Origin of the sequence: Lysinibacillus sp. NPDC096382 (genome assembly GCF_044762845.1) — a bacterium.
Lineage (GTDB): Bacteria > Bacillota > Bacilli > Bacillales_A > Planococcaceae > Lysinibacillus.
Map to the genome: position 1 here is coordinate 109733 of NZ_JBIWFC010000010.1, position 26461 is coordinate 136193.

Here is a 26461-nt window from a genome sequence, read left to right on the forward strand (position 1 = left end):
TAAGTTTCAACATTGTCTTTCCTATGAATAGTATAATTTCTGATCCTACCTATTCATAAAATCAAAAATCCCCAGTTAAATGATAAACTGAAGACCAGAAAATTTATCTGAAAATTAAATACAACACAACAGCCAAAATAATTGTTCCGCTAGTGATTAACGTCTTAATATCTTTGTCACTCATTTTTATACCTCTTTTCTAACATTTATTAATACTTTATTTAAATCTATTATAGTCCACTAAGATCAAAATAAATTTGATTTATTGTCAGCTGAAGATTTTTTCAATAGTGATTAGAGTATTACCCTACTCATTAAAAAATCTTCAGTTGCAATAACCGAAGATCATAATAACTATATAGTTAAGCAATATTTACATATCACACTTGATACATCATTATTCTACACCAGTTAATATGTACACTAAAAGAATCCTTTACTCATTAAAAGTCCTTAAAGTTTTCACGATGTTCCTATTGTAAAATATCAGGCTACTACATTCAAGTTATGTAGTTGCAATGGCAACCCAATGATTTGGAGATCCTTCAACAAGCTGGACTATTTTCTATCCCATAATGTGTTTGTATGTCCTTATTTTCGGTATCCATTTCTTGTTGTTTAAGTGTATGAGTATACAAAACAATCGGCTTTAACATACTAAAGCAGAGCCTCCTCAAATTATTGAAGATACTCTGTTCATAGTGGTCCGATGATCCGCTTTGACGAACAAATGCTTTTTACGAAAGCGTAGCGGCAGCAACAACAAAAGCGGAGGAAACGCGCGATGAATGGCGATCGCTGATAAAATGCCAAGAATCGCTGATAACATCATGAAAATCGCTGATAAAATGCTGATAATCGCCGATAACGTCATGAAAATCGCTGATAAAATGCCGATAATCGCCGATAACGTCATGAAAATCATTGATAAATTCCAAGAATCGTTCCCAGTCAAAACGGAAATCAACTCTCATTTTGCCGGAGAGCATAGTAAACAGAACCTCCTCATATTATTGAGGAGGTTCTGTTATCTATTTTATACTCTGTTAAATCTCATTATGTGATTTTGGTTTTGGTCCTAGCTCTTCGGGTTCAATATCAGCAAATGTCTCGCCCTCTTCTTCCAAGTCACGCATACGATGTGCAATACGGGATGCGGCAGAAGCTGCAATACTGCCAACTAAATCATCTAAAAACGTATTTACATGATGTCCAGGTTCTGTATCCAACTTCTTAATTATACCTATTTTTTGCTTATCTAAGTGTCCGAAAGTCGTTACTGCTATGCTACCATATGTAAAAACAGATCCAAGTGCGATTGTTTCATCCACACCAAATAAACCCTCATCGGATTCTATTATTTGCTGTAATGGTGCCGATAATAACTTTTTCTCTGCAAGCTCATCTAATTCAATCCCTACTAATAAAGCATGTTGAACTTCACGCTTACGTAATACACGCTCGACAGAATGAACACAGTGGTCTAACGTTAAACCTTTATTATAGGATTTTTGCATTTCATAAACGATTTTTGCAATATCCTCTAACGATACACCACGCCGAATAAGTGCAGCTTGAGCTGCCTTCGCTACTTCATCAGAGTGTATGCGAGTATTTTTATCATGCATAACTATCCCTCACTTCGATTTTATTGCTAGAATAGTGCTAGCCCAACCTATTATACCTTTACTTTGGGTATATGGTACAATCTCGTTACAAACACGAGAAGGAGTGTCATCATTGGATAAGGGAACTGTACAGGATTTAAAGTTCTATAGTGAAGCGTTACAGGAGGAATTACAGCTCTATATTTATGTTCCTGCAAATTATTCTCCACTATATAAATATAATATTTTAATTGCATCAGACGGAAAAGATTATTTCCAACTTGGAGGTATTACAAAACTTGCCGATGAACTTATCGATGACTATGAAATCGAAAATTTAATCATTGCCTTCGTTCCTTATAAGGACATTAAGGATCGACGCCATAAATATATTCCAAGCGGAGAGCAACATGAAGCATACCTTCGTTTTTTAGCTCATGAGCTTGTGCCGTATTTAGATGCTGAATATGCAACATATCAAATGGGAATGAGTCGAGGGGTCATTGGTGACTCAATGGCTGCAACCGCTTCTTTAATGGCCGCATTAAAATACCCAAGTATTTTTGGCAAGGTTATTTTACAATCACCGTATGTTGATGAAGATGTTTTGCAAGCTGTAGGGAATTTTAAAGATCCAGGTGCAATTTCCATTTATCATATTGTCGGTAAAGAAGAAGATAAAGTTGTCACGATGGATAAAACAATTAAAGATTTTTTAACACCAAATCGTCAGCTTCATAATCTCATGATAAACAAAGGATTTTCTACATTTTATGAAGAATTTGATGGCAATCATACATGGAAATATTGGAAACCTGATTTACGCCGCGCATTAATTGAAAATTTTAATTAATTAAGACGATTCAAATTACGAAATCGGAAATTTCTGTTATACTTAAATTAAAATTTGTTTATTTTCGGGAGGTAATGGCCTATGAAATATGGTATTGTGGCATTTCCATCAAAAAAATTACAAGATTTAGCGAATACTTATCGAAAACGTTACGATCCTCATTATGCGAAAATTACTCCGCATATAACATTAAAGGACAGCTTCGAGGCTACGGATGAAGATATTCAATCTGTCGTAAAACAATTAGATGGGCTTGCTGCCAAATATGCACCTTTAAACATTCATGCATTACGCATAAGTTCATTTTTCCCAACAACAAATGCGATTTATTTCCGTATTGAACCAACTGAACAATTAACAACATTATACCAAGCTCTAGAAGAAAAAGTACCTGTTGGTGAGTCAAAACACGTATTTGTACCTCATATTACTATTGCTCAAAAAATGACAGATTCCGAGCACGATGATATCTTTGGGCAATTACGTATGACAGGTGTTGACGAAAAAGATACAATTGATCGCATTCATCTTTTATATCAATTGGAAGACGGCTCGTGGACAACATATGAAACTTTCCGATTGACTGGAGCTGAGTAATCTGTATAACGTAAAGATTGTTGAAACAACAAAAGAACATGAGGATGCGTTTGCAGTCCGCAAGCAAGTTTTTGTTGAAGAGCAAGGTGTGCCGCTTCATCTAGAATGTGATGCCGAGGATGCATCTGCAACGCATTTCATTATGTATGAAGACAATGACCCTGTAGGTGCTGCACGTTTACGTAGTATCGAGGACGATGCCGCAAAAATTGAACGTGTTTGTATTTTACAAGATCAACGCGGCAAAAAACTAGGTGCTTTAATAATGAAGGAAATGGAGAAACACGCCATTTTAATTAATAAGAAAAAACTAAAACTTCATGCACAAAGCTATGCTATTCCGTTTTATGAAAAGCTTGGCTATACGGTAACATCTCCTGAATTTATGGATGCTGGTATCCCACATCGTGCTATGGAAAAAATAATTTAACTTTTTTCGGTAAATATTTCTTGTTACAAAAAACAAAGCGTCAGCTACAGATGTTTTGTGTAGCGAAAGCGAAGCGTCAGCTACACATTCTCCACCTCTATATGTGGTGAGATGAATGCGGGTTTAAGCTTATTTTCAGCAGGTGTCCAAACATCCACTGAAATAGCGGAGATCATTCTATGAACGGACGCAATTATGCCGAGGCATATTTGATCAAATAGGGTGTTACGAAAATGCTGAAGCATTCGTAACACCCTTTTTATTGCACTACAAAGCTTTAAAGGTTGATTTATAAATGAAAATCCATTTAAATCAACCTTTTAGATATATTGCTTTGCCTAGTAGATTCATGTTATTTCATCATTTTTGTAATTTTATCTAAATCTAGTGAATTACCATCTTGAATAATTGATTGTACTAACTTATCTTCAAGCTCTTGTGTAATTTGTCTTTTGGACATTTTACTTACGCGTCGTACGATTTTTCTTACTTGTTTTTCATTTTTAAAATCAGCATGTTGAATTTCATTTGCTAGAGCAAAGATTTCATCCATTGATACTCCAGTTTTTTGTTCAATTGAATTAAAAAGTGAGCGATTCATGTTCCCCCTCCTATCAGTTAAAATTCAAATTTATTCCTACTCTCATGCACGAAACATATGACAACTAGTGAAGGCTTTAAACTTTATTCAGAAAATGGAGCACTCTGAAGAAAAGCTAAAGCCTCTATCTACTGTCACAATCAATTCGCCTCGGCATAATTGCGTTCGGAATCGGCCTTGTGCTTAGGCCTGCACGAGGGCCGACACGATGTCGGTCATTTCGGTAATGCCACAGGACGTGGCGTTTTTACCGATGCAGGTCAGTTAACCGTTATCGCATGGATGCGATGATTTTAGGCTAACATCCTAAGTGAACTTCTTTCCGATTCCGAAACATCCGCCGGAGGCTTTAGGCCAACACGAGGTTGGTCACTCAGTCGTTGCCACAGGACGTGGCGTTCTTAGACTGAGTTCCTCTATTTCAGCAAATGTTTGGACATTCGCTGAAAAATAGCTAAACCCGCATTCATCTCACCACCCTATAAAGGTGGGAGACTTCTGCAGAAAGAAGTTAATCAAATTATATGCAAGCAGCACCTACAATGATCAGAAGAATGAATAGGACAACAATTAAGATAAATGTTGAACTATGTCCATGTCCGTAACCATAGTAACCGCCATAGCAACCGTCATGGTGACCGCCATAGTAACCTCCATAATCTCCTCCGTAACAACCATCAGCATGCCCTCCATACGGATGCGCACCCCAGCCTTGATATCCCATAAAAATACCCCTCCCTTCTACAACCTATCATATGTTAGCGTTGTAAAAATGGGTGGGGTATTCGTCTAATCAACATTTCCTTTAGGTTTAAATATTAATGCTCCGATAAAGCCAAAAACAACTGCAGAACTGATTCCTGAGCTTGTCACCTCAAACATCCCAGTTAACACACCTACAAGCCCATGTTTTTCCGCTTCAACAATCGCACCTTGCGTTAAGGAATTTCCAAAAGATGTAATAGGAACAGTTGCTCCGGCACCAGCAAAATTAATGAGTGGTTCATACAAACCCATTCCGGCAAGAATTGCACCAGCTACGACTAGAGTACTCAATGTATGTCCAGGTGTTAATTTACCAAAATCCATTAATAATTGACCTATGGCGCAAATAATGCCACCTACAAAAAATGCAAACACAAATGTCATAACCATAGTTTTCGCCTCATTTCATTGTAATTTCAATCGCATGCGCCGTACATGGGATTGTCTCGCCCTGTTGAAATGAAAGCGGAGACAATAATGCTCCTGTCGCCACAAGAAGTACTCGTTTATAGGTACCTGCTCGCATCTGTTGAATCACATAACTAAAAAAAACAGCTGCCGAACAACCTGCGCCACTTCCACCGGATTGGAATGTTTCATCCTGTCCATAAAACTCTGCACCTGCATCACGTAAAGGTTGTAACTCCTCACTCTTTATGCCACTTTCAACAAACATACCTTTTAGAAGTTTTAAGCCAAGTTGACCTAAATCACCTGTTAAAATTAAATCATAGTGGTAAATTTTTTGATTACGCTGTTCTAAATGTGATTGAATCGTCTGAAAAGCAGCTGGTGCCATCGCTGCGCCCATGTGAAATGGATCATCCATACCGTAATCAACCGATTTTCCAACAGTTGCTGCTTCAATAGAAGGGTATTCTTCATGATGTTTACCAATTAGAGCATATCCAGCAGCCGTTACCGTCCATTGAGCTGTTTGGGGCTTTTGTGAGCCATAATTGATTGGATAGCGGAATTGTCGCTCAACCGCATTGTGTTGACTAGATGCACCGGCTAACGCTAATTTGGAGGCACCTACTTCTGTTAAAAGGCTCGCAACAATTAATGAAGATATAGAGGTGGCACACGCTGAGAATAATCCGATAAAAGGAATGTCTAAATCTCTGGCCGCAAAATTGGTTGGTGTCATTTGATTAATTAAATCGCCGCCCATAAAATACTCAATGTCTGCACTTTTCACGCCTGCTTTTTTCATGGCGAATTCACAGGCTTCTTCAACCATTTTTCGATGCCCTTGTTCATTTGTTTTCATTTGCCAACGTTCATCATCGAAGGTCGCATCAAAATATTGACTAAATATACTGCGTTTCTCTAGTGGACCAGCTACCACACCACCTGCTATTAAGGAAGGCTTCGATTGAAAGACAATTACCATGAAACCACTCCTATCGTCACAAGAATGAATTTAATAAGTGCTATAAAAAAGGCGGAGACAACACCAAATAATACAACTGATCCAGCTAATTTAAATAGATTTCCACCGACACCAAGTACTAATCCTTCAGTTCTATGCTCAATGGCTGCAGAAACAACAGCATTACCAAACCCTGTTACAGGCACAGCGGATCCAGCTCCAGCAAATTGACCAATTTTTTTATATAAGCCAAACCCTGTTAATATCATGGCGAAAAATATCATTGTTGCAACTGTTGGATTTCCGACTGTCGCTTCGGTAAAATCAAAGAATATCATATAAAAAAGGGATACGGCCTGTCCGATTGTACAAATAAGTCCACCTACTAGAAACGCCTTTGCAACATTTTTAAAATAAGGCGGTTTCGGCGTGACATTTTGCTCTAATTGCTGGTATTGTTCTTTTTCCACTATGTTTCCTCCTTTGCAAGCTTTTTCAATTTCTTAATTTTATCTTTCAGTTTATTATCTTCAACTTGTTCCCTTTTTATTTTATTGGCTTCATAAAATATTTTATAATCAGCTGAGACAAAAACATCTTTGTTTGGATATTTTTCATCAAATTTCTTTTGCAACTTTTTCTCTAATTTAGTCTTTTTCCACTTATCCCACGGTTTAATTTGCACAGCCACAAGCATACTATTGTCATATTGAATAACCGTTGTTTTGTCTACAAATTTCTGTTCTTTTAAAATGGCTTCAACTTCCTTTTCATTTTCCGGTGAACCATAGACAATAAATTTTTCTTTTTCACCGCAACCACTTAAAAGCGATAAACTGACTAATAGAGGTAACATTATTCCTAACAGCTTCAAGCTTTTACCCTCCTTTTCTTTAAAGTTTCTCCAACCATAAAAAAACTATTCATTTAACTATATATACGAATGCCCGAGTCCATTTTTCAGAAGCACATATTGTAGAAGTAGTAACAAGGAAAGGAGGTGACAATATGGGTTGTGGTAAGCCAACAAATCCTATTGGACCAATCCATTCAGCAGGCTGCGTTTGTGACGTAGTACGCGCTATTTTAGACATTCAGAATCAAGCGGTGAGAGATGAATGTCAACCATGTACAGCTAACTGTTTCTTAGAACCACTTGGAGGCATTGTAAGTCCTGCACGCTCTCATGCAGATACACGTGTATTCATGTTAATTACAAAAGACGGTACTCCTTTTAAAGCATTTTTCAGTTCACCAACAGCAGATCCATGTATATGTACATCCGTATTTTTCCGTGTAGAAGATATGTTCGATGAGTGCTGCGCTACTTTGCGTGTTTTAGAGCCTTTATGTTCATTTGACTCCAGCGAAAGTACAGTAGATCTATTAAGTCGAGATGGCTGCTGTGTCAACATGAAAAAAATATGTAAAGTAGATGATTGGAATTCAACTGAGAGCTGTATCACTGTCGATTTATCATGCTTCTGCGCTGTACAATGTATTGCTGATGTTGACTTAGGGATTTGTGAATAGTCTCTTCACCTTTGACACACTACACATAAAAAAAGTGTACAGCATCCTCTGCTGTACACTTTTTTCATAAGGTAGGTAATTGTTTACCTCGCCATAATACTTGATCTATGTCCTCAAAATAGATAATCTCTTGCGTCTTTAATTCGAAAGAAGTAAGCATCAATGAATCGGTCTGTACATCAGATGCACTACCACGTAATTCTCTACCATCCTTTAAACATATAAGTAACGGTTGATACGCTTTTTGTCGAAAAGGCTTCTCTAAAAATTGAAGCTGCTTTAGTAAATACGGATCTATTTGTACTTTTTCAACTACTTCTTCTTTTTTTTCAAAAGTTTGCTCATTGAAACAGCCGTCCTTTATATACACTGACGTACTTTCATCCAATTCAAGCTCATGTAGCATCTTAGAAATATTTAAAAAATATGATGGTGACTTTATAAACAAGCGTGGCTCTTGACCCACATTACTCACTTCCCTTTTTTTCATACAATATGCAAAAGGAAGAAGTTTGGTTCTCAACCTATTTGACTTAAGAATACTGTCGCTAAACCTAAGTAAATTAAAATACTTGTAATATCATTTAATGTTGTAATGAATGGACCTGATGCGACAGCCGGATCAATCTTCATGCGATGCATTAGTAGTGGAATAAAAGAACCTGCAAGTGTTGCTACTAAAATAGAACCACAAAGCGCTGCTCCTACTAGCATTCCAAGAATCAACTCTTGTTTCCAAACATAGATAATGCCGATCACAATCAGCCCACAAACAACTCCAGACATTAAACCTGTACCGGCTTCACGTAGTAGTAATTTTAGCTTGCTATGTTCTTCGACATCGCCTGTTGCAATACCTCGAATAGCTACCGCTAGTGCCTGTGTTCCACTATTTCCTGAAGTACCTGAAATGAGAGGGATAAACACTGCGAGTAACGCAACCTGTTCTAACGTTGCCTCAAACTGTCCCATCAAATTTGCTGTCAACATCCCTAAAAATAATAATATGACAAGCCATGGTAAACGCTTTTTAGCCGCTTGAAACGAGGTTGTATCAAATTTATCCATATCGGAAATACCCGCTAATTTAGAGTAATCCTCCGATGCTTCCTCATCAATAACGTCGATAATATCATCGACTGTAATAATCCCTAGTAATTCACCTTTATCGTCAATAACTGGTGTCGCTAAGAAATTATAGTCCTTCATAATTTGGGCAACCTCTTCTTGGTCATCCCCTGCGTGCACCATCACAACACGTTCATTCATAATTGAACGTATGAGGGTATCTTCATCAGCAATAATTAAATCACGAAGTGTAATAACACCTGTTAATCGATGTGCTTCATCAACGACAAATATATAATAAATGGTTTCGGCATCTGGCGCCTCTTTCCGTAAAATCGCCATCGCTGAACGAACAGTAGAATTTTCTGGTATCGCTACATATTCAGTCGTCATGATAGAACCAGCTGTACCTTCGTCATAGCTTAATAACTCATTTATCTCTTCAGCTATTTCCTCATCCATCATGCCTAAATAGCTTTCACGTTGTTTCGTATCCAACTCATTTAAAACGTCTGCAGCATCATCTGCATACATGTGAGAAAGCATTTCTGCACCATATGACGGATCCATCTCAGCTAGATACGCTGTGTATTCATCATCATCTATTTCGATTGCCTCAAAAATATCAGCCATTTCCGTCGGAGACAAGTACGAATAGATGATCTTCCTTATATCAGGTTCCACCTTCTCATAAAACGTTGCCTGATCATATGGATGAAGCTCTAAAAACTCATCGCGGAATGCGTTAATATCATGTGCTTCGAGCATTTCTCGCAATCGTGCCTCGTCGAACTGCACATCATCCTTTTCATTTCTTTCCTCTATCATGCTTGTCCCCTCCTTCCGAGCATTAAATCATTGATACGGGCAATGCCGTAAATCTACCTTATATATAATAGAATGTATTGTGCCTTTTCTGCAAACCCTTTTTTTACTACATAGCAACCTACATCATTACCCTATCTAATTGGATAAATCTAAAGGTAAATGTTTCTATTTTTCACCCGTTACCATAACGTGTGGTTGATTTTCGTTCCGACTGTGCACTTTGTTGCTGCCGCTTCGCTTTCGCACAGACAAAACATTTGTTGCTGCCGCTTCGCTTTCGCACAGACAAAACATTTGTTGCTGCCGCTTCTCTTTCGCACAGAAACTAGCGGTACCAAGCCAAATAACCCTCTACATTACTATATCCTACAAACACTTTCTTTTCTGTTAACGTGCTGTTAAGAAAAGACTATACTTTTACTGAGCTATAAAATGATAAAGAGATGCCCGTTTGTGCGAACATCTCCTTACTTATATAACATATTCAGTAATAGTTTTCACTCTTAGTGAACTAATGAAGTCTTCGTTCATAGATAGGTTATTGTGTCAAGCTTCAAACTAAGGAGTCATTCAATAATCTCTGCATATCTACATTTAAGTTACTTTTAAATTGTAAACGCTCATCTGTCAAAGGGTGAAGCATCTTTAAGGATACACAGTGTAGGGCTTGTCTATTTATATGATCGCGACTTCCTCCATAAAGTTCATCTCCAACAAGTGGATGTCCTATATAGGCCATATGCACACGAATTTGATGTGTACGCCCTGTGTGCAACTTTAGCTGTATATGTGTCATCGGTTCATCCTGTAAATAAAAGCGCCTTAAAATGGTCACGTCTGTATGTGCAAATTGACCATCCTCACGTACCTCTCGTTCAATGATACTCGTCTCCTTGCGTCCAATAGGAGCAATAATTGATTGTACATCTTGTGCCACATGTCCATGTACAATGGCTTCATATTGTCTACAAATTTCTCCATTGCGCTGTGCAAGTCCCGTTAAATGATGAATATGAGCATGTTTGGCAATGCACAGCAAACCAGAAGTATCACGATCAAGTCTCGTTACGATATGAGCAGTTGATGCTAGACCCTGTTGCTGAAAATGACCACACACTAAATTAGCTACGCTATATGTTGGATGCTCACGCGAAGGAATCGTGCTCTGATGTGCTGGCTTATTAAGCACTAAAATCGTTTCATCTTCATAAATAATAGAAAGTTCACCATGTTCAACAGCGAGCCCTTCACTTTTTTCTTCAAGAGGAAATTTAACTTCAACTCGGTCCCCAACGCGAAGAGGATGTCGAACATTGCGTTCAACATCATTCACGGTCAGTAAGCCTCCATCAAATTTAATTGCCGTTAAAGCTCGCTTGGAGATGCGCCATTCAGTTAAGGCTTCCCTTAGTAGCTGGCCTTCCTTTTCCGCTATAAAATGCAGTGTAAATCTTGTATCCATTTTACTCATTTGCCACGAATGACTCATGTACACGTTCCCAGAATGGGAATGGACGGAAACGAGCAAAACGTACTCTTTCAGTTGCTACATTAAAAGCAATCGACTTCACATCGCCTTGCGTAACTTGTAAATGATCAACAGTCATATTAAAGTTTTGTTCATTTACTGGACGTAAAACACAGTGATGGTGTGCTGGTAAAATGAGTGGAGAACCAACTGTACGGAAGACACGGTTATTGATAGATGCTATCTCAGTAATTTGGAGTGCCGCTAAAGTTGGGTGAATAATTGCTCCACCGAGGGCTTTATTATAAGCTGTACTACCAGAAGGAGTTGACACACAAAGACCGTCTCCACGGAAACGTTCAAACTGATTACCATTTAACTCAACATCCATAACAAGCGTGACATCAGGTGATTTTATAGTTGCTTCATTTAACGCTAAATACGTATTGGATTCTGCATTATGATGTTCCACCTTTACCTCTAGTAGTGGATACTCCACAACGTTAAAGTCCTTTTTGGCAATGGACAAAACAAGCTTTTCTAATTCAGATGGCTTCCAATCCGCATAAAATCCTAAATGTCCCGTATGGATACCTACGAAGGCAACCTGATGTAGCATATGAGCATATCGATGAAAGGCATGGAGTAAAGTGCCATCTCCTCCAATAGAGATGACAATTTCAGGAGCTTCTTCATCATAAGTTAACCCAAAGTCCTGCAAATACGTTTTAGCTAGCTCCATTAATTCGTTCGACTGTGCATCTCTACGTGATTGAATGGAAAACTTCATTTTGTGTCACGCTCCTTCTCCGATAATAAATTAGGATTCGATGCCTCTTTGTATTCACTAAAATAGGCCTGCGCTTCTTGTATCTCACTACGAATGGACGACATTTCCTCATCCAATCGGAAGGCGGCCTCTGCTGCACTTTGAAGGCGATTTTTAATTTCCTCGGGGAACATGCCTTTATATTTATAATTTAAAGAATGCTCAATAGATGCCCAGAAATTCATAGCTAGTGTTCTTATTTGAATTTCAGCTAATACCACTTTTTTCCCTTGTATCGTTTCAACAGGATATTCGACAATCATATGATATGATCGGTAGCCACTTGGCTTATTATGTGTAATATAGTCACGCTCTTCCACTACACGCATATCTTTACGTTGACGTATTAGTTCCGTAACTGTTGAAATATCATCTACAAATTGACACATAATACGTAAACCTGCGATATCCCCTAACTCATCACCTAGCTGTTTAGAAGGTTCAAATGCGAGTCCTTTTTCTAATGATTTATCGTATATACTTGCTAAAGGTTTTACACGTCCCGTTACAAATTCAATTGGTGAATTTGCATTAACAATGCCAAACTGTGAACGCATACCCTTTAATTTTACTTTTAACTCATCTACTGCTTGTTTATAAGGACTTAAAAATATTTCCCATTGTCCCATCGCAAAAACCTCCCGACAATCGGTATCGAACAAAACCAACACCGTCTGTTCGTTTTGTCTTTTTATTCAGAAAGAATTGTCTTGAAGTGGTGTTCCACCGCTTGGACAAATTCTGCCCCATAATTGTAATTTCCTTCAATATTATACACGAGCATTTCTAGTTCATCGTAAAAATTAATAAGCTCAATAACTTCCGTACCTAGTTGTAGCTTTGGATTTTGCTTTTTTTGCAAAATATGTACAAGTTCACCCCAACTACTCGGTGGAAAACGCAAGTAATGATAATTCTCTCCTGCATCAAGTAAATAAATGAATGCAAAGTCATCAGAGTCTGCTATTAATTGTGCAGCAGGTTTTAACTGTAAATTTGCTTCAATGTCGTTTAAACTAAAATGAAGTTGCTCGTTTTCAAAATTCAATGTTTCTATTGTATAAATTTTACGCACATGCGGTTCCCCTTTTCGTCGTACTCTTCCTCTTATTTTAGCATAGAGGGTAAATAGTTGCAGTGTGTAAATATTAAATCAATGAAATAACGAACGAAACTTTTTATTATAGCGTGTAGTTGATTTCCGTTCCGTCTGGGCGACTTCCTTGGAGATCAGCAATAGAGGAATAAAGGCTAAAACACCACATCCTAAGATAACAACCTCGTGACCAACATTGATGCTCTATTACAGCTACAAAGCGCCCAGCCGGAAAGGAAATCAACCCCATGCCATGTTGATGAACCTTTCCACTAATCAACACACGAAAAAAATAAAATAAACAGGTGATCATAATGGTACAAGAACTTGAAATAGAATTTAAAAATCTCTTAACAAAGCAACAATACGAGCATTTATTGCAAGCATTTAACATTCCCGAAGGTGCTATTCATCGCCAAACAAATCATTATTTCGACACACCTTCCCAAGCTATTCGAAAACTACAAAGTGGGCTCCGTATTCGACAAATCGGCAAATATTTTGAATGTACTTTAAAAGAAAAAAATGCAGAGCACGCTCATTTAGAAACAACTGACGAACTAACTGCTGAGCAAGCTAAGAAAATGCTTGTTGGAGAAGGTTTTTATGCCCAAGAGGTAGCAAAAAGACTAGCTCTCTTCAACATTCCTTTAAAAAATTTAGCAATATTTGGTTCACTTACAACCGATCGTGTCGAAATTCCTTATAGGGATGGTCTTCTAGTATTCGATCATTCTTTCTATTTGCAGTGCGACGATTATGAGGTAGAATATGAATCAAAAGATGCAATAAAAGGAAATGCAATCTTCGACGAATTTCTACAGCAATATGGTATTGAAAAACGGGCTACAGATAAAAAAATCGCACGTTTCATGAAAGCATTACAAATGAATAAATAACAGTAGCTTAACTAGTATACAAGAAAGGGTGACAACTCCTTGGATATCCAATCACTCAGAACTTTATTTGAGATTCAAGCATTACAAACACTAGGATCTTCAGAAAATTCATCGTCAAACAATCTTACAGACAGCAATGCTATTTTTTCTGATATGATTAGCGAATTGCTAGGCGACTCAACTACTACTAATAGTGCAAAATTATCTAGCTTGCTCGGGGGTGTATCAAGCGCTTCATCATTGATGAACCAGTTTAGTAGTTTAAATGGGTTAGCTGAAAACATGCAAAATAGTGCGTATCAATCATTACTTTATAGGGGTTCTAATGACGTCTTTATACCTTCTGCTGTACAGGCGGCATTAGCAAATACACAATCTAGTACAAAGCTCGACTCCTATGTTGCGGACAATGTAATTGGTTCAACAGCGTATGCCAATTCACTAACAGGTGCGAACAAATACGCTTCGATTATTCAAAAGGCAGCAACTACATATAATGTACCAGAGAAGCTCATCGCTGCAGTGATTAAGCAAGAGTCCAATTTTAATTCAAGCGTGGTTAGTCATGCTGGAGCACAAGGATTAATGCAATTAATGCCAAAAACAGCGCAATATTTAGGGGTTACAAACGCCTTTGATCCTGAGCAAAATATTATGGCAGGTGCAAAATATTTACGTCAATTGCTAGATAAATTTGATAATGACCCTACATTAGCGTTAGCTGCTTATAATGCAGGATCTTCACGCGTTACAAAGTATGGTGGCATTCCTCCTTTCAAAGAAACACAGAATTATGTCAAAAAAGTGATGAATTACTACACAGCTTAATCGTTTAAACATTGTTAATACAGTCTTTTTCGGCAAATTTCACCCGCGTGGTGAAATTTGTGCTTTTTTAGCGAAAAACATTTCGGAAGAGCGCTTTGTTTGTGTTAACGAAAAGACGTTGATAGAATGAAGGTAGTCACAAGAAATTCACATTTGTAAAGATGACCAAGTATAAAAATATACTTTACGATATAAAGAATTAAAGGGGCATTTAATTATGAATCGAAAATACACTGTTCCTTATGAGGAGCTGGGGGCTGAAAAGCTTTCAGAGCTAATCCATGCATTCTATAAAAGAGTTGCTCAGCATCCTGATCTAATTCCAATCTTTCCGAAAGATTTAACAGAGACAGCACGCAAGCAAATTCAATTTCAAACACAGTATTTAGGTGGACCAAATCTTTTTACTGAGGAGCATGGACACCCAATGATGCGTGCACGCCATATGAATTTTCCGATTACACCTGATCGTGCCCAAGCTTGGCTTGAATGTATGTCCGAAGCGATGGATGAAGTGGGGTTGGAAGGGAAGTTCCGAGAAACATATTATCAACGTTTAGTATTAACAGCTCATCACATGATTAATACACCAAATGACGATGAGGGGGAATTGTTACGTGAATAATATTCAAATGCTGCAGAAGCCAACTCTTGAGATTTCTACTGCTAATAAGCCTATTGAATTGTATATTTTCGTAGATCCACTTTGTCCAGAAGCTTATAATATGCAAGCCATTCTTCGTAAGTTACATTTAGAGTACAATCATTACTTTACATGGCGCTTTGTGCTAAGCACAGAGCTTGCCTCTTTGAATTGTTTAAGTAAACGTGTAAAAGGTTGTTTATCGGGTATTGAACTCGACATTAATCATCCTGTCTTACCATCTATCGCTATTAAAGCGGCAGAGTTACAGGGCAAACGTGTCGGTGCACGCTATTTGTCGAAACTACAAGAATATGTATTACTAAACCAACAAGATGTCAATTCTTACGCTACGCTGTTAAAAATTGCGGAAGATGTTCAATTAGACATGAATGAATTTTCTGCAGACTTTGGTTCAAAGGAAGCAGCACGTGCCTTCCAATGCGATTTATACATTAAACGTGAAATGGAAGTTGATGAAGTGCCTAGCATTGTGTTTTTCAATGAATGTATTGAAGATGAGGGTCTAAAAGTTAGTGGTAGCTATTCCTATGAAGTTTATGAACATATTTTACAAGAAATGATGGATGAACAGCTTGTGCGTCAACCATTGCCAACAATGGAAGAGTTATTTACAAAATTCCATACACTTTCAACAAATGAAGTAGCTTTCATCTACTCATTAACAGAACAAACAGCTGAACGCGAATTAAAAAAGCGTATGCTGCAACAAAAGATTGAACGAATTCAGACAAATCACGCTACACTGTGGCGTATTAAATAAAGCAATTATACTATTATTCTAAGCTCCTAATAATAAAAGCAAGTGAAGAAAAAAACTTCACTTGCTTTTATTTGTCTTTTTAGCCTCATCATTAACTTTCTTTCGGATTAAACAAACTTAAAGTAAATAAATGCACAACCTCATCTATCATCTCATCAATATCCGGATTAATATGTTCATTTATATAAGGTAATGTCAATTGAAAAACTAAAATTGACGACAGCAGAGAATAGAAAAAATTCGCAGTATATTTAAAGTTCCCTTTTGGAATTTTCCCTTGCTCATGTAATTTAATTAAATAATTTTCTAAATGTTGAAATAACTTATTCGGGTACTCAAAAAACATTTTTTCAAATTCTTTATCTTGTTGAATCTCACGCATAAGTACCCAAATAGTTTCCTTGACAGGAATGTTTTCTTCAAAATAAGCTTGTGCCAAGATTTTAAGATCTTGCTCTATATCACCTGTAAACGCCTCTTCTATTTTAGGAAAATAATCTCTGTCTGTTTTATGTGAAATAACACTCTCACGAAACAAATTCTCCTTATTTCCAAAGTGTCTAAAAAGTGTAATGTGATTCACACCGGCACGTTCAGCAATTTCACGTGTAGAAGTTCCAGCAAACCCTTTTTCTCCAAAAAGCGTCAATGCAGCATTAAGAATTTTTTCTCTTGTCTTCAGCTTTGCCATTATACCCTCTTTCCTCCTCCGACCATAATTTGCTCAATATTATATCGGAATTAAAAAGTGATAGCAATCAGTTGCATTCAGTTTAAGCAATTATGCCTCGGCATAATTGCCGCTTTCGCACAAATAAACAATGCGTCTGGAATCGGCTTTGTGCTTTGGCCTGCACGAGGGCTGATATTGGTCATTTCGGTAATGCCACAGGATGTGGCGTTATTAGATTGAGTTCCTTTATTTATTTCGAATGTTTGTACATCAGCTCAAAAAAGTTAACATTTCTTAGCAGCTTCAAAGTTTCGTTCTCTTATATATTTCTTCATTCTTCTTGCATTTATGCCATTTAAATAAGCGAAAACGGCACCAATTAACATGACAATTGCTCCAAATCTAAAAACTGCTTTATATGCTAAAGAAATATGATCCTTCATTATTTTTTCTAACGCTGGATAAAGATTTATTATTTCCTTTCTTTCAATAGCGAATCTTTCCTTAATTTCAGCATGTACTTTATCTGGTGAAGATTTTAGTACTTTTTCCTCTTCGTCCGTTAACTTATGTAAAACGTCTTGTAGTGACGATTTATTTTCTGTTACCTCATTTTTACTTTTTTCGAATTGAAGCTTTAGCTTTTCCTTCGTATTATCACTAAATTTACTTATCTCAACCTTTTCGATCATTTCATTTTTTGCTGCTTTCATTTCGTTTTGCATCATATGCTGTAGCATCACGACTAAAATTGCCACGCCAACCGCAGCCCCAATGACACGACTTACTTGAAATAACCCTGATGCAATCCCAGCCTTTTCTTCGGGAACCTGCAAAATGAGTGCTATTGATAATGGGCTAAAGATTAAACCCGATCCTAAACCAACAATCATTAAAACTCCTACAATAACCCAAACCGATTGATCTGATGAAATAAAACCTAACAAGTAGGTTCCTATACTAAATAGTACATAACCAATGACACCAAACCATAATGTCCCCCATTTATTTGCTTTAGCTGCAAGAGGTGTAATGAGCATTGTCGCTATAGAAGATGAGCTAAGTATTAAACCCGCCTGTATCTGAGAAATTCCGTTTACTGTTGTTAAATAAAATGCCATTAAAAAGTAGACACACATCATCCCGATTCCTAAACATAACAGTGCGATATTCCCGCATGCAAACTGATAGTTTTTAAATAACTGAACTGGAAGCATTGGATCTTTATTTTTTGATTCAAACTTTACAAATAATAATAAGCCTATAACACTGCCAATTAAACAACATAGTACAAGTGGTGATGACCACCCAACTTCCTTCACTTGTAAAAGACCGTATATGAGTGCAAACAATGAAATACTAATTGTTATCATACCCATCCAGTCGATCTTCTTAGAGGCAGTAGAATCATACGATTCATGTACAAAATAATGAATTAAACTCACTGCTAAAATCCCTATCGGTACATTAATATAAAATATCCACTGCCATGAAAAGTTCTCTGAGACTACTCCTCCAATTGTCGGTCCCAATGCAGTCGATACCCCAGCCATTATTCCAAATAGTGCCGTTACAACACCAACCTTTTCTGCCGGAGTATGAACAAGTACTAAAGGGACACATACTGGAACAATCATTGCTGCCGCCAAACCTTGAATCGACCGAAATAAAATTAATAACCCAATAGATTGTGATAATCCACATAGAACTGACGCAATTACAAACAAAATAAGCCCTATTTGAAATATTTTCTTTCTACCAAATTGATCTGCAAATCTTACCGCCGTTAGCAAAACAACACCAAAGGCAATGTTGTAGCTATCAATCACCCAAGAAATTTGATCAATTGTCGTTTCATAGTATGCTGTAATTTTTGGCAAAGAAACATTCACAATTGTGGTGTCCAATAAAGCCATAAAAAAACCAAGAGCCGCAGCAATTACCGGCATCATATAACTTTGTTTACTCTTCACTTTCTAACCTCTTTTCATAAAATGTAATCATTTGATTGCATTATAAAGAAAAAATAAAATGAATGCAACTGGTTGCATTCATTTTATTTATAGATTAGCTCTATTTATTTATCGGAACATTTTCTAAAAATAAAAGAAGCGCCACTATCCTCGACAGATAGTGACGCTTCTTTTTCACAAAGGGGATGGGAGAAATGTTCACGTTCAAACAAAGGGGTGTATGTTTGTTTTGTGATTTATTTCACATGAATCAATTTATCATGGAATAGTAAATATAGCAACAAGTCCGATGATAGATTCACAAATTTGTCAAATAGAAAGCGATTACAAACAGTATTTTTCCAAGATACACATTTTAAACCATTTAGAAATCAAAAAAAATCATTATTCCTTAAATTTTTATTATTTAATTAATCATAGAAAAAAGGCTGTAGTGAAATACCTACAGCCTTCGAAATTAATTATTCAACAATAATTTTTCTAACTCATTTAAACGTTCTTCAAATACTTTACATGCATCATCAATCGGTTTAGCAACGTTCATATCAACACCTGCTGCCTTCAATACCTCAATCGGGAAATCAGAACAACCTGCTTTTAAGAAATTATTAATATAACGTTCTACAGCTGGTGTACCCTCTTCTAAAATCTGTTTACTTAATGCTGTTGCAGCTGATTTACCTGTAGCATATTGATACACATAGTAATTATAGTAGAAGTGTGGAATACGAGCCCATTCTAAGCCGATTTCCTCATCTACAACAATATCCTCGCCGAAGTATTGTTTATTTAAATTATAGTAAACCTCTGTTAAACGCTCCGCTGTTAAAGATTCACCATTCTTATCCATTTGGTGGATTAGGTGTTCAAATTCAGCAAACATTGTTTGTCTGAAAACAGTACTTCTGAAGCCATCTAACCAATGATTTAATAAATAAATTTTCTGTTGTGGATCTTCAATTGTGTTCAGTAAATAATCATTTAACAGTTCTTCATTACATGTCGAAGCTACTTCAGCCACAAAAATAGAATAATCACCATAAACAAACGGCTGATTTTTACGTGAATAATAACTGTGTACACTATGGCCAAATTCATGAGCTAGTGTGAACAGATTATTAATATTGTCTTGCCAGTTCATTAAAATATATGGATTCGTTCCATAAGCACCTGAAGAGTACGCACCACTGCGTTTCCCTTTGTTTTCTAAGACATCCACCCAACGATTTTCAAGACCACCCTGAACAATGCCTTGATATTCCTCACCTAGTGGCGCTAAAGCCTTTACTAAAATATCCTTCGCTTCGTCGTAAGTGACTTTCATATCGACTTCCTTAACGAGTGGGGCAAATAAATCCCACATATGCAGTTCGTCCACACCTAAAAGTTTCTTACGTAATGAGATATAGCGCTGCATAGCTGGTAAATGCTTATGGATTGTTTCTACTAATTGGTCATAAACACTTTCTGGAATGAAGTTGTTAGACATTGCTGCGTGGCGTGCAGAATCATAATTACGGATACGCGCGTTTACATTATGCTTTTTAACATTGCCAGTTATTGTAGTCGAAAACGTATTTTTAAAGTTACCGTAAGTTTCATACATTGCTTTAAAGGCATTTTCACGAACAGTGCGATCTTTACTTTCTAGAAACTTAATATAGTTACCGTGTGTTAGTTGCACTTCTTCTCCATCTTCATTTTTCACTTTAGGGAAGACTATATCTGCGTTGTTTAACATACTAAATGTATTGGAAGCAGTACCTGTAACCTCAGACATTTGTGCAAGTAATGCTTCCTGTTCTGCTGGTAAAACGTGCGGACGTGCCATCGTTATTTCTTTTAAAGATTGCTTGTACAGTTGTAAGTCTTTGTTTTCTGCTAAGTAATGTTCTATTGTTTCTTCACTCAATGATAAAATCTCAGGTGTTAAAAACGATAGAGCAGCTGAGATACTAGTCGCTAATGTTTGAATACGACTATTCATATCCTGGTAGAAGCTATTTGTCGTATCTTGGTCATAACGCATATGAGCATACGTATAAAGCTTCATTGTACGTTGGTAAATATCATCGTGATAAGTTAGAACTGTTAATAATGCATCTGCTCCATTTTTTAAAGTACCTGCATAGCTAGATGCCTTTTTTGCTATTTCTCCAACTTCTTTATACTCTTCTTCCCAAAGTGCGTCAGTTGCAAATATATCCTCCAAGCGCCAAGTTAACTCTTCTGGAACTTCGTTTCTTACTAAAATTTGATTACTAGCCATGTGCCAGCCCCCTTAATATGTTATCTTTTCCTATACTCTCATATTTTCTCAGTATATTGTGGCAATTGCAAATAAATGTGCGTACATTTGCTCACAAATATCAGAAAAACGATTTTCTTCATAACTTTCCGCCAGCACCATTCCGTAATTTTTGATTGCTTGTACCGCTTGATTTGTTACCTCTACATTTTGTTCGATTAAAAACGATCGAATAGTTCTCCCGTCTAGTTCATGAGGTTCTAATTGTAATCGACGACAAAAATAAAGGAAAATCGTTTGCCACTCAATAGAAAACATCGGTATCGCTTCTGCATTTTTTACCGGAACACCTACGTAATCAGGCATTGCAGTTAAAGTAAAGCGTAACTCATAATTACTTCGTAAAAATGAATCTTGTACCCCATTTTTACGAAGTAATAATCGTTGGTATACGAATTGTTTACAATGCTTTTTATAAAGCTGCCAATAAAGTTGAAATTCTTCTTTCGTAATTGGCTTAGGCTCATAAAAAGGGAAATATTGCTTGTTAACCGTCAGTTCCTGTACTTTGCCTATAAAAGTATGCCCCTGAACATGAAGAAGATTCGTCCAATAAATAAACCTCGAAGTGTTTGCATCATAGGTCACCAAATAAGCCAAGCCTTGTGCTGTGACATTTATTATCTTTTGCATAATTGGAGAAATAGAAATTTTTTGAATACCTTGTGTAGATTGTTTTTGAGGTGTTTGAAAAAGCCACAATGGCTGTATAGAATTTTTCTCATATCCAGATGTACGCAATTGCCACTTTTCATGTGAAATTGTGCTACATTGAAATTCAATAGCAATTTGCTGTCTCTCCTTTATTAAAAGCATATCTGGTCGCTGTGCAAGTTTCTGTAAATAAGGCTCAAGCTTTACTGTATGCCCGAGTTTTTTCAGCCATTCAAATAATTGTACTTTTCCTTGTAAATGAAGTTTTGATTCACCCTCTGCAAATAACCGCTCACAACTACTATTAGCAATATGAGCGAAATGAGGGATATTATATTGGCCAATCTTTAATTGGACAGGCTGTTGGCATTGGGGACAATAAAATTTCATCTGCCGCCTATATCGTTGTAATGCTTCCCTTGAATACTCGTATGGGAGGAAAATCTGCTGAAGCTCGTTATAGGCCATAAGCATAAAATCATCTCCTTTTCGATTAATTGTAAAGGAGTGTTTTAAAAGCAACAAATAAAGAACGGCTTTTTCTTGAAATTTAAAAATTGCTATCTTTTTAATTTCTAAATAAAAAGACTGTAAACAAACTTGATAATCACCAAGTTTGTTTACAGTCAAGTCACTCCAATTCAAGTACTCAATACTTTAAATAAAATATTTTCGTACTGTTTCAAAGCAATTGATTTCCATAATTTTTTCGCCATATTCCTCTAAGCGATGAATTGTGAAATTTGATGGTATTAAAAATTCTTTAATAACGGCATTTCTATCGTGATGATTTAGTTCTTCATTTGCGTTTGTGAAGTCAACTACCAGATAGTACCAATTTTCATATTTAAATAATGAGGAATCCACTAATTCATCTGTCATGCGTTTCGCTACAGGGATTAACTCATCAATATCTTTAAATTTATAAACATAAATATCTGTATCCATAAATAACTCTGACTCATCTAAGTCACCAAACTGAGTTAGTTGACTGAGAAGATCCTCTCCAACGTCCTCAAATGGGGCAAACATCTCTTTGTGTTCGCCAAATTGCGAAGAACCATCTAAGGTTTCACCGTCTTTTAAAATATGTGCACGTGTGACAATGATTTCTAAGCCTACTTCAGACGCATTGATATGAATCCAAATAGGACCTTCTACATCAAAGTAATCCTCAGTGTTTACTTCATCAATCATATCCCAAAAAAGTTGTTCACCCTTTGCTCGATTGTACCAAATTTCTTCACGACTATAGCCGCGATCCTCTATATCATTGTACGTAATAAAGAGCTTGAGTGTATTTTCGTTTACACGTTCGATGTCCACTAGACCTCATCTCCCTTCACTGTCATTTGTCGAAAAACAGTTTTGTTTCATTAGTATGCTTTTATTCATTGTTTTTAACCTCATACTCCGTTTTTGTTTTTCAACCTTTGACCACACTACAGTAAAACCGTTGAGCAACCGAAATCAAAATTTTATTGTCCACAGTTGTCTCTAATTATATTGTATGCTGTTCTGTCATAAAATGAAAAGGATATACACCGTTTCAACAGAAGATATTTGAATTATTGAAATTGTAGTAAACTATTAAGTTAAAATCAAGTTTAACATACTTTACGGAAATATATGACTTTTCCCTACTATTTATTATACTTTATATAGAAGGTTTTACATAAGTAAAACACAAAAAAATAGATGTCACAATATGCTTGATGCATATGTAACACCTAATACTTATTCTGTGCAGAATATGGAGATATTAGTTCACCATACGCTGTGCTTCTTGTAATTGATACGCACGAACTTTACGAGGTAGAAAACGACGAATTTCATCCTCATTGTAGCCAACTTGTAAACGTTTCTCATCTAAAATGATTGGACGACGTAATAAACCTGGATACTCTTGAATTAACTCATATAAACGTTGTAATGGTAAGCTTTCAACATCAACATTCAGTTTTTGGAAAATCTTTGATCGAGTTGAAATAATTTCATCCGTACCATCCTCTGTCATACGTAAAATTTCTTTAATTTCACTAATGCTTAATGGTTCGGAAAATATATTACGTTCTGTATACGGGATTTCATGCTCCTCTAACCATGCTTTCGCTTTTCGGCAAGACGTACAACTTGGTGATGTAAATAAAGTTACTATCATACTGACACATCCTTTCCTTTTAATCATTATCTATAAACCAGTGTATTAAATTAGAATTAATGTAATGTAATCTACATACCATTATACAGTACTCTGTGATGTTTGAATATAGTTCCAATAAAAAAAAGAATAACCCTATCCCACGAAATTTTCTGTCTTTTTATATAACTTTTCAAAGCAGTTACTTCTTGGTATATCTAAATGAGCTACTAATAATATTCCCATTCGTAGCACATTTTAAACACTCATATCCGATTATTTTTGTTCTCATTTAAAAAATTTAAACGAGAATATTGTCAGTTCAGTGCGTACAATATAGACGTATATTTACTAATATTGGTTGCATTTTCAAATAAATAGCCCATCACCATAACGTTTGTTTGATTTCCGTTCCAACTGGCGCTTTCCAGGGATGCTGAATAGATAAAAAAACCAGCGATAATAGCATATAATTTTTTTTCAATAATGAACACCGCCAAAAGTCTGACTTTACGCACTTGCATTTCACTGAGCCTTTATAATATAATTTTTTGCAATCAATCAATTATGTCTTTGGTGAGTTCACCTCATCTATACAGATGGAAGACGGTTATTGAACTAAATAAAAAACGCTGACGAAGAGTAGTACATTTGCATTTTACACGTTTAGAGAGTCTGTGGTTGCTGCAAACAGATCGTGTAAGCATTTGGAATGGACTTCCGAGTTAGCTTTGTGAACGGCTTAGTTTCCTTACCGAAGTCTATTAGCAGAGCTCGTCCCCTTCACGTTACGAAGTAGAGTGGCCTGTTTAGGCAAGCTGGGTGGTACCGCGGATTCAAACATCATTCGTCCCTTCATTAGAGAACTAATGAGGACGCATGATGTTTTTTTATTTCGGTTCATCACCAAGAATTGTGAATGACTTTTATTAAAACGTCTATTACGAAATAGTTGATTGTAGTGGAGACTGGGCGACTCCTTGGGGATTAGCGTCACAGATGAGACCCTGGAGCGAGCAGCGCGAGTGAAGCGGCTCATCGGACGCCCCCAGGAAAGCGCCCAGTCGGAACGGAAATCAACCACACGTTTTTGGTGACGACTCTTCATTTTGTCTTTTATGTAAAAATAAGGGACTTAAATTCAAGGAGGAAATGACAATGACAACTATTTTTTCAGGCGTACAGCCAACAGGTATTGTAACTCTAGGGAATTATTTAGGTGCGTTTAAGCAATTCCCTGCATTACAAGATGAAGGTGATGCTGTTTATTGTATCGTCGATCAGCATGCAATAACAGTGGCACAAGATCCAAAGGAATTACGTCAAAATATTCGCAATCTAGCAGCTACGTATATCGCTACTGGCATCGATCCTAAAAAATCTACATTATTTATTCAATCAGAAGTGCCAGCACATGCACAGGCAGGCTGGATGCTACAATGTGTCGCATCGATTGGAGAGCTTGAACGTATGACACAGTTCAAGGATAAATCTCACGGTAAGGAAAGCGTATCTGCCGCTCTACTAACATATCCACCATTAATGGCGGCAGACATCCTTTTGTATAATACAAACATTGTCCCTGTCGGTGATGATCAAAAGCAGCATATAGAGCTTACTCGTGATCTAGCAGAGCGCTTTAACAAACGTTATGGTGACGTTTTAACGATTCCTGAAATTCAATTACCAAAAGCAGGGGCTCGTATCAAATCACTACAAGAACCAATTAAGAAAATGAGTAAATCTGATCCAAATACAAAAGCGACAATTAAGCTTTTAGATTCAGCGAAAGATATTGAGAAAAAAATTAAGTCGGCTGTTACTGACTCTGATGGTTTTGTGGCATTTGATGTGGAAAATAAACCTGGTGTTTCTAATTTACTAACAATCGAATCTGCGATTTCAGGCGTATCTATTGACGATCTTGTAAAAAAATACGAAGGCGTTGGCTATGGTGGTTTCAAACAAGGTGTGGCAGCAACGGTTATTGATCACCTAACACCAATTCAAGAGAAGTTCTATAATTTGGTAGAATCCTCAGAATTAGATATTATTTTAGATGCAGGTGCTGAAAAGGCAAATGCAATTGCAAGTGCTACATTAAAACGCATGGAAGAAGCAATGGGCCTTGGTCGTGCACGTCGCTAAAAAGAAGACTTTATCATAAAGATGATTGTAAGAGCTTGGCCAAAAAGAGAGTAACTTAAGAGTTACATCTTATCTTTTTCAATTATAGTTTTATCATAACCAAGATCAAGCACAACAGCGCATAACACAACGGCTGATCCAATGGCCATATAAAATGCTGATGTTTGTGCCATGAACTTAAAAACTACTAGCCAGGAATATCCGAGCGTCCGATAATTCAAATACAAAATGAGATTCCCTACTGAGAGAATCAATAAGCCATAGCTCATTAAAAATAAAAAGAGTCGGAACAAGATAAGGACATCCTTTCTATTTCTTCTTAATTATCATCTATTCACAAAACTATAAAAAAAGACGTCAG

General features: G+C 36.7%; 30 protein-coding genes and 1 other annotated feature. Of the genes, 9 read left to right on the plus strand and 21 right to left on the minus strand.

The genetic code is table 11. From position 1 onward, the window contains the following. Window positions 1-737 precede the first annotated feature (737 nt). Together ACIQZA_RS15275 and ACIQZA_RS15280 are read right to left on the minus strand one after the other, a co-directional pair. Window positions 738-989 carry a hypothetical protein gene (locus ACIQZA_RS15275; RefSeq protein ID WP_402882339.1) on the minus strand — a complete coding sequence of 84 codons (252 nt, stop codon included), beginning with the start codon at window positions 987-989 and terminating at the stop codon, window positions 738-740. 57 nt (window positions 990-1046) lie between these two features. Then, complete coding sequence (locus ACIQZA_RS15280; RefSeq protein WP_400941868.1) at window positions 1047-1628, minus strand: phosphatidylglycerophosphatase A family protein; 582 nt, start codon at window positions 1626-1628, stop codon at window positions 1047-1049. Between the two features lie 112 nt (window positions 1629-1740). Between ACIQZA_RS15280 and ACIQZA_RS15285 the strand changes: the two genes are divergently transcribed. From ACIQZA_RS15285 to ACIQZA_RS15295, 3 genes are all read left to right on the plus strand, one after another. After that, window positions 1741-2460, plus strand: coding sequence for an alpha/beta hydrolase (locus ACIQZA_RS15285; protein ID WP_142510250.1), 720 nt, complete (start codon window positions 1741-1743; stop codon window positions 2458-2460). 81 nt (window positions 2461-2541) lie between these two features. Then, a complete protein-coding gene (locus ACIQZA_RS15290) occupies window positions 2542-3057 on the plus strand; it encodes a YjcG family protein (RefSeq protein WP_400941866.1) in 516 nt (171 codons plus the stop codon). Window position 3058: 1 nt separating this feature from the next. Further along, complete coding sequence (locus ACIQZA_RS15295) at window positions 3059-3487, plus strand: GNAT family N-acetyltransferase (RefSeq protein WP_400941900.1); 429 nt, start codon at window positions 3059-3061, stop codon at window positions 3485-3487. A 352-nt stretch (window positions 3488-3839) separates the two neighbouring features. Here ACIQZA_RS15295 and ACIQZA_RS15300 read toward each other — a convergent pair whose 3' ends face one another. The 6 genes from ACIQZA_RS15300 to ACIQZA_RS15325 form a co-directional block, all read right to left on the minus strand. Beyond that, entirely contained in the window at window positions 3840-4088 is a 249-nt protein-coding gene (locus ACIQZA_RS15300) for a stage VI sporulation protein F (RefSeq protein ID WP_132363905.1), read from the minus strand. Between the two features lie 520 nt (window positions 4089-4608). Continuing rightward, on the minus strand, window positions 4609-4812 hold the full coding sequence (locus tag ACIQZA_RS15305) for a YjcZ family sporulation protein (RefSeq protein ID WP_142510253.1): 204 nt from the start codon (window positions 4810-4812) through the stop codon (window positions 4609-4611). Between the two features lie 65 nt (window positions 4813-4877). Further along, window positions 4878-5237, minus strand: coding sequence for a stage V sporulation protein AE (gene spoVAE, locus ACIQZA_RS15310; protein ID WP_402882377.1), 360 nt, complete (start codon window positions 5235-5237; stop codon window positions 4878-4880). A gap of 16 nt (window positions 5238-5253) precedes the next feature. Beyond that, the gene (locus ACIQZA_RS15315) at window positions 5254-6249 is read right to left on the minus strand and encodes a stage V sporulation protein AD (protein WP_402882342.1); all 996 of its coding nucleotides are present in this window, start codon (window positions 6247-6249) and stop codon (window positions 5254-5256) included. Continuing rightward, window positions 6243-6698 carry a stage V sporulation protein AC gene (gene spoVAC, locus ACIQZA_RS15320; protein WP_402882345.1) on the minus strand — a complete coding sequence of 152 codons (456 nt, stop codon included), beginning with the start codon at window positions 6696-6698 and terminating at the stop codon, window positions 6243-6245. The genes ACIQZA_RS15315 and spoVAC overlap by 7 nt, the downstream gene beginning before the upstream one ends. Continuing rightward, the gene (locus tag ACIQZA_RS15325) at window positions 6698-7102 is read right to left on the minus strand and encodes a YhcN/YlaJ family sporulation lipoprotein (RefSeq protein ID WP_255505270.1); all 405 of its coding nucleotides are present in this window, start codon (window positions 7100-7102) and stop codon (window positions 6698-6700) included. The genes spoVAC and ACIQZA_RS15325 overlap by 1 nt, the downstream gene beginning before the upstream one ends. Before the next feature lie 134 nt (window positions 7103-7236). On the opposite strand from ACIQZA_RS15325, the gene ACIQZA_RS15330 reads away from it, so the two are divergent. After that, window positions 7237-7761, plus strand: coding sequence for a CotY/CotZ family spore coat protein (locus ACIQZA_RS15330; RefSeq protein WP_132363913.1), 525 nt, complete (start codon window positions 7237-7239; stop codon window positions 7759-7761). A 64-nt stretch (window positions 7762-7825) separates the two neighbouring features. Here the strand turns inward: ACIQZA_RS15330 and ACIQZA_RS15335 are convergent, their stop codons facing one another. From ACIQZA_RS15335 to ACIQZA_RS15360, 6 genes are all read right to left on the minus strand, one after another. After that, window positions 7826-8227, minus strand: coding sequence for a hypothetical protein (locus ACIQZA_RS15335; protein WP_255505271.1), 402 nt, complete (start codon window positions 8225-8227; stop codon window positions 7826-7828). A gap of 53 nt (window positions 8228-8280) precedes the next feature. Beyond that, window positions 8281-9657 (minus strand): magnesium transporter, encoded by a 1377-nt coding sequence (mgtE, locus tag ACIQZA_RS15340; protein ID WP_400941854.1) that lies wholly within the window; start codon window positions 9655-9657, stop codon window positions 8281-8283. A 553-nt stretch (window positions 9658-10210) separates the two neighbouring features. Next, the gene (locus tag ACIQZA_RS15345; RefSeq protein WP_400941436.1) at window positions 10211-11119 is read right to left on the minus strand and encodes an RluA family pseudouridine synthase; all 909 of its coding nucleotides are present in this window, start codon (window positions 11117-11119) and stop codon (window positions 10211-10213) included. 1 nt (window position 11120) lies between these two features. After that, the gene (locus ACIQZA_RS15350) at window positions 11121-11915 is read right to left on the minus strand and encodes an NAD kinase (protein ID WP_132363921.1); all 795 of its coding nucleotides are present in this window, start codon (window positions 11913-11915) and stop codon (window positions 11121-11123) included. Then, the gene (yjbM, locus tag ACIQZA_RS15355; protein WP_132363923.1) at window positions 11912-12583 is read right to left on the minus strand and encodes a GTP diphosphokinase; all 672 of its coding nucleotides are present in this window, start codon (window positions 12581-12583) and stop codon (window positions 11912-11914) included. The genes ACIQZA_RS15350 and yjbM overlap by 4 nt, the downstream gene beginning before the upstream one ends. 62 nt (window positions 12584-12645) lie before the next feature. Next, window positions 12646-13029 carry a UPF0738 family protein gene (locus ACIQZA_RS15360; RefSeq protein ID WP_402882348.1) on the minus strand — a complete coding sequence of 128 codons (384 nt, stop codon included), beginning with the start codon at window positions 13027-13029 and terminating at the stop codon, window positions 12646-12648. Window positions 13030-13364: 335 nt separating this feature from the next. Here ACIQZA_RS15360 and ACIQZA_RS15365 point away from each other — a divergent pair, with 335 nt between their 5' ends. The 4 genes from ACIQZA_RS15365 (at window position 13365) to ACIQZA_RS15380 (ending at window position 16204) form a co-directional block, all read left to right on the plus strand. Continuing rightward, window positions 13365-13949: a CYTH domain-containing protein gene (locus ACIQZA_RS15365; protein WP_400941426.1), complete on the plus strand. Its 585-nt coding sequence runs from the start codon at window positions 13365-13367 to the stop codon at window positions 13947-13949. A 39-nt stretch (window positions 13950-13988) separates the two neighbouring features. Further along, window positions 13989-14777 carry a lytic transglycosylase domain-containing protein gene (locus tag ACIQZA_RS15370; protein WP_142510262.1) on the plus strand — a complete coding sequence of 263 codons (789 nt, stop codon included), beginning with the start codon at window positions 13989-13991 and terminating at the stop codon, window positions 14775-14777. Between the two features lie 217 nt (window positions 14778-14994). Beyond that, window positions 14995-15402 (plus strand): globin domain-containing protein, encoded by a 408-nt coding sequence (locus tag ACIQZA_RS15375; protein ID WP_132363931.1) that lies wholly within the window; start codon window positions 14995-14997, stop codon window positions 15400-15402. Next, window positions 15395-16204 carry a DsbA family protein gene (locus tag ACIQZA_RS15380; RefSeq protein ID WP_132363933.1) on the plus strand — a complete coding sequence of 270 codons (810 nt, stop codon included), beginning with the start codon at window positions 15395-15397 and terminating at the stop codon, window positions 16202-16204. Before ACIQZA_RS15375 ends, ACIQZA_RS15380 begins: the two co-directional genes overlap by 8 nt. Before the next feature lie 91 nt (window positions 16205-16295). On the opposite strand, the gene ACIQZA_RS15385 is transcribed toward ACIQZA_RS15380, so the two are convergent. From ACIQZA_RS15385 to spxA, 6 genes are all read right to left on the minus strand, one after another. Then, window positions 16296-16895, minus strand: coding sequence for a TetR/AcrR family transcriptional regulator (locus tag ACIQZA_RS15385; RefSeq protein WP_400941422.1), 600 nt, complete (start codon window positions 16893-16895; stop codon window positions 16296-16298). A gap of 266 nt (window positions 16896-17161) precedes the next feature. Further along, window positions 17162-18850 (minus strand): MFS transporter, encoded by a 1689-nt coding sequence (locus ACIQZA_RS15390; RefSeq protein WP_402882352.1) that lies wholly within the window; start codon window positions 18848-18850, stop codon window positions 17162-17164. A gap of 457 nt (window positions 18851-19307) precedes the next feature. Further along, entirely contained in the window at window positions 19308-21119 is a 1812-nt protein-coding gene (gene pepF / locus ACIQZA_RS15395) for an oligoendopeptidase F (RefSeq protein ID WP_402882354.1), read from the minus strand. Between the two features lie 48 nt (window positions 21120-21167). Continuing rightward, window positions 21168-22442 carry a competence protein CoiA gene (locus ACIQZA_RS15400; protein WP_402882356.1) on the minus strand — a complete coding sequence of 425 codons (1275 nt, stop codon included), beginning with the start codon at window positions 22440-22442 and terminating at the stop codon, window positions 21168-21170. 27 nt (window positions 22443-22469) lie between these two features. Then, window positions 22470-23138 (minus strand): adaptor protein MecA, encoded by a 669-nt coding sequence (gene mecA / locus ACIQZA_RS15405; protein ID WP_400941414.1) that lies wholly within the window; start codon window positions 23136-23138, stop codon window positions 22470-22472. A 436-nt stretch (window positions 23139-23574) separates the two neighbouring features. Beyond that, window positions 23575-23970, minus strand: a complete 396-nt coding sequence (gene spxA, locus ACIQZA_RS15410; protein WP_024362527.1) for a transcriptional regulator SpxA — start codon at window positions 23968-23970, stop codon at window positions 23575-23577. Between the two features lie 605 nt (window positions 23971-24575). After that, window positions 24576-24810 (plus strand) — a binding site (T-box leader). 300 nt (window positions 24811-25110) lie between these two features. Between spxA and trpS the strand changes: the two genes are divergently transcribed. After that, window positions 25111-26100 (plus strand): tryptophan--tRNA ligase, encoded by a 990-nt coding sequence (trpS, locus tag ACIQZA_RS15415; protein ID WP_142510269.1) that lies wholly within the window; start codon window positions 25111-25113, stop codon window positions 26098-26100. A 62-nt stretch (window positions 26101-26162) separates the two neighbouring features. Here trpS and ACIQZA_RS15420 read toward each other — a convergent pair whose 3' ends face one another. Further along, window positions 26163-26393 (minus strand): YuzI family membrane protein, encoded by a 231-nt coding sequence (locus ACIQZA_RS15420; RefSeq protein ID WP_142510270.1) that lies wholly within the window; start codon window positions 26391-26393, stop codon window positions 26163-26165. Window positions 26394-26461 lie beyond the last annotated feature (68 nt).

Coding starts and splice junctions, on each gene's coding strand:
- ACIQZA_RS15275 (WP_402882339.1), bottom strand. CDS start 989: ATGCTCTCCGGCAAAATGAGAGTTGATTTCCGTTTTGACTGGGAACGA.
- mgtE (WP_400941854.1), bottom strand. CDS start 9,657: ATGATAGAGGAAAGAAATGAAAAGGATGATGTGCAGTTCGACGAGGCA.
- ACIQZA_RS15305 (WP_142510253.1), bottom strand. CDS start 4,812: ATGGGATATCAAGGCTGGGGTGCGCATCCGTATGGAGGGCATGCTGAT.
- ACIQZA_RS15330 (WP_132363913.1), top strand. CDS start 7,237: ATGGGTTGTGGTAAGCCAACAAATCCTATTGGACCAATCCATTCAGCA.
- ACIQZA_RS15345 (WP_400941436.1), bottom strand. CDS start 11,119: ATGGATACAAGATTTACACTGCATTTTATAGCGGAAAAGGAAGGCCAG.
- ACIQZA_RS15350 (WP_132363921.1), bottom strand. CDS start 11,915: ATGAAGTTTTCCATTCAATCACGTAGAGATGCACAGTCGAACGAATTA.
- spoVAE (WP_402882377.1), bottom strand. CDS start 5,237: ATGACATTTGTGTTTGCATTTTTTGTAGGTGGCATTATTTGCGCCATA.
- ACIQZA_RS15300 (WP_132363905.1), bottom strand. CDS start 4,088: ATGAATCGCTCACTTTTTAATTCAATTGAACAAAAAACTGGAGTATCA.
- ACIQZA_RS15280 (WP_400941868.1), bottom strand. CDS start 1,628: ATGCATGATAAAAATACTCGCATACACTCTGATGAAGTAGCGAAGGCA.
- ACIQZA_RS15385 (WP_400941422.1), bottom strand. CDS start 16,895: ATGGCAAAGCTGAAGACAAGAGAAAAAATTCTTAATGCTGCATTGACG.
- ACIQZA_RS15290 (WP_400941866.1), top strand. CDS start 2,542: ATGAAATATGGTATTGTGGCATTTCCATCAAAAAAATTACAAGATTTA.
- yjbM (WP_132363923.1), bottom strand. CDS start 12,583: ATGGGACAATGGGAAATATTTTTAAGTCCTTATAAACAAGCAGTAGAT.
- ACIQZA_RS15315 (WP_402882342.1), bottom strand. CDS start 6,249: ATGGTAATTGTCTTTCAATCGAAGCCTTCCTTAATAGCAGGTGGTGTG.
- pepF (WP_402882354.1), bottom strand. CDS start 21,119: ATGGCTAGTAATCAAATTTTAGTAAGAAACGAAGTTCCAGAAGAGTTA.
- ACIQZA_RS15375 (WP_132363931.1), top strand. CDS start 14,995: ATGAATCGAAAATACACTGTTCCTTATGAGGAGCTGGGGGCTGAAAAG.
- ACIQZA_RS15365 (WP_400941426.1), top strand. CDS start 13,365: ATGGTACAAGAACTTGAAATAGAATTTAAAAATCTCTTAACAAAGCAA.
- trpS (WP_142510269.1), top strand. CDS start 25,111: ATGACAACTATTTTTTCAGGCGTACAGCCAACAGGTATTGTAACTCTA.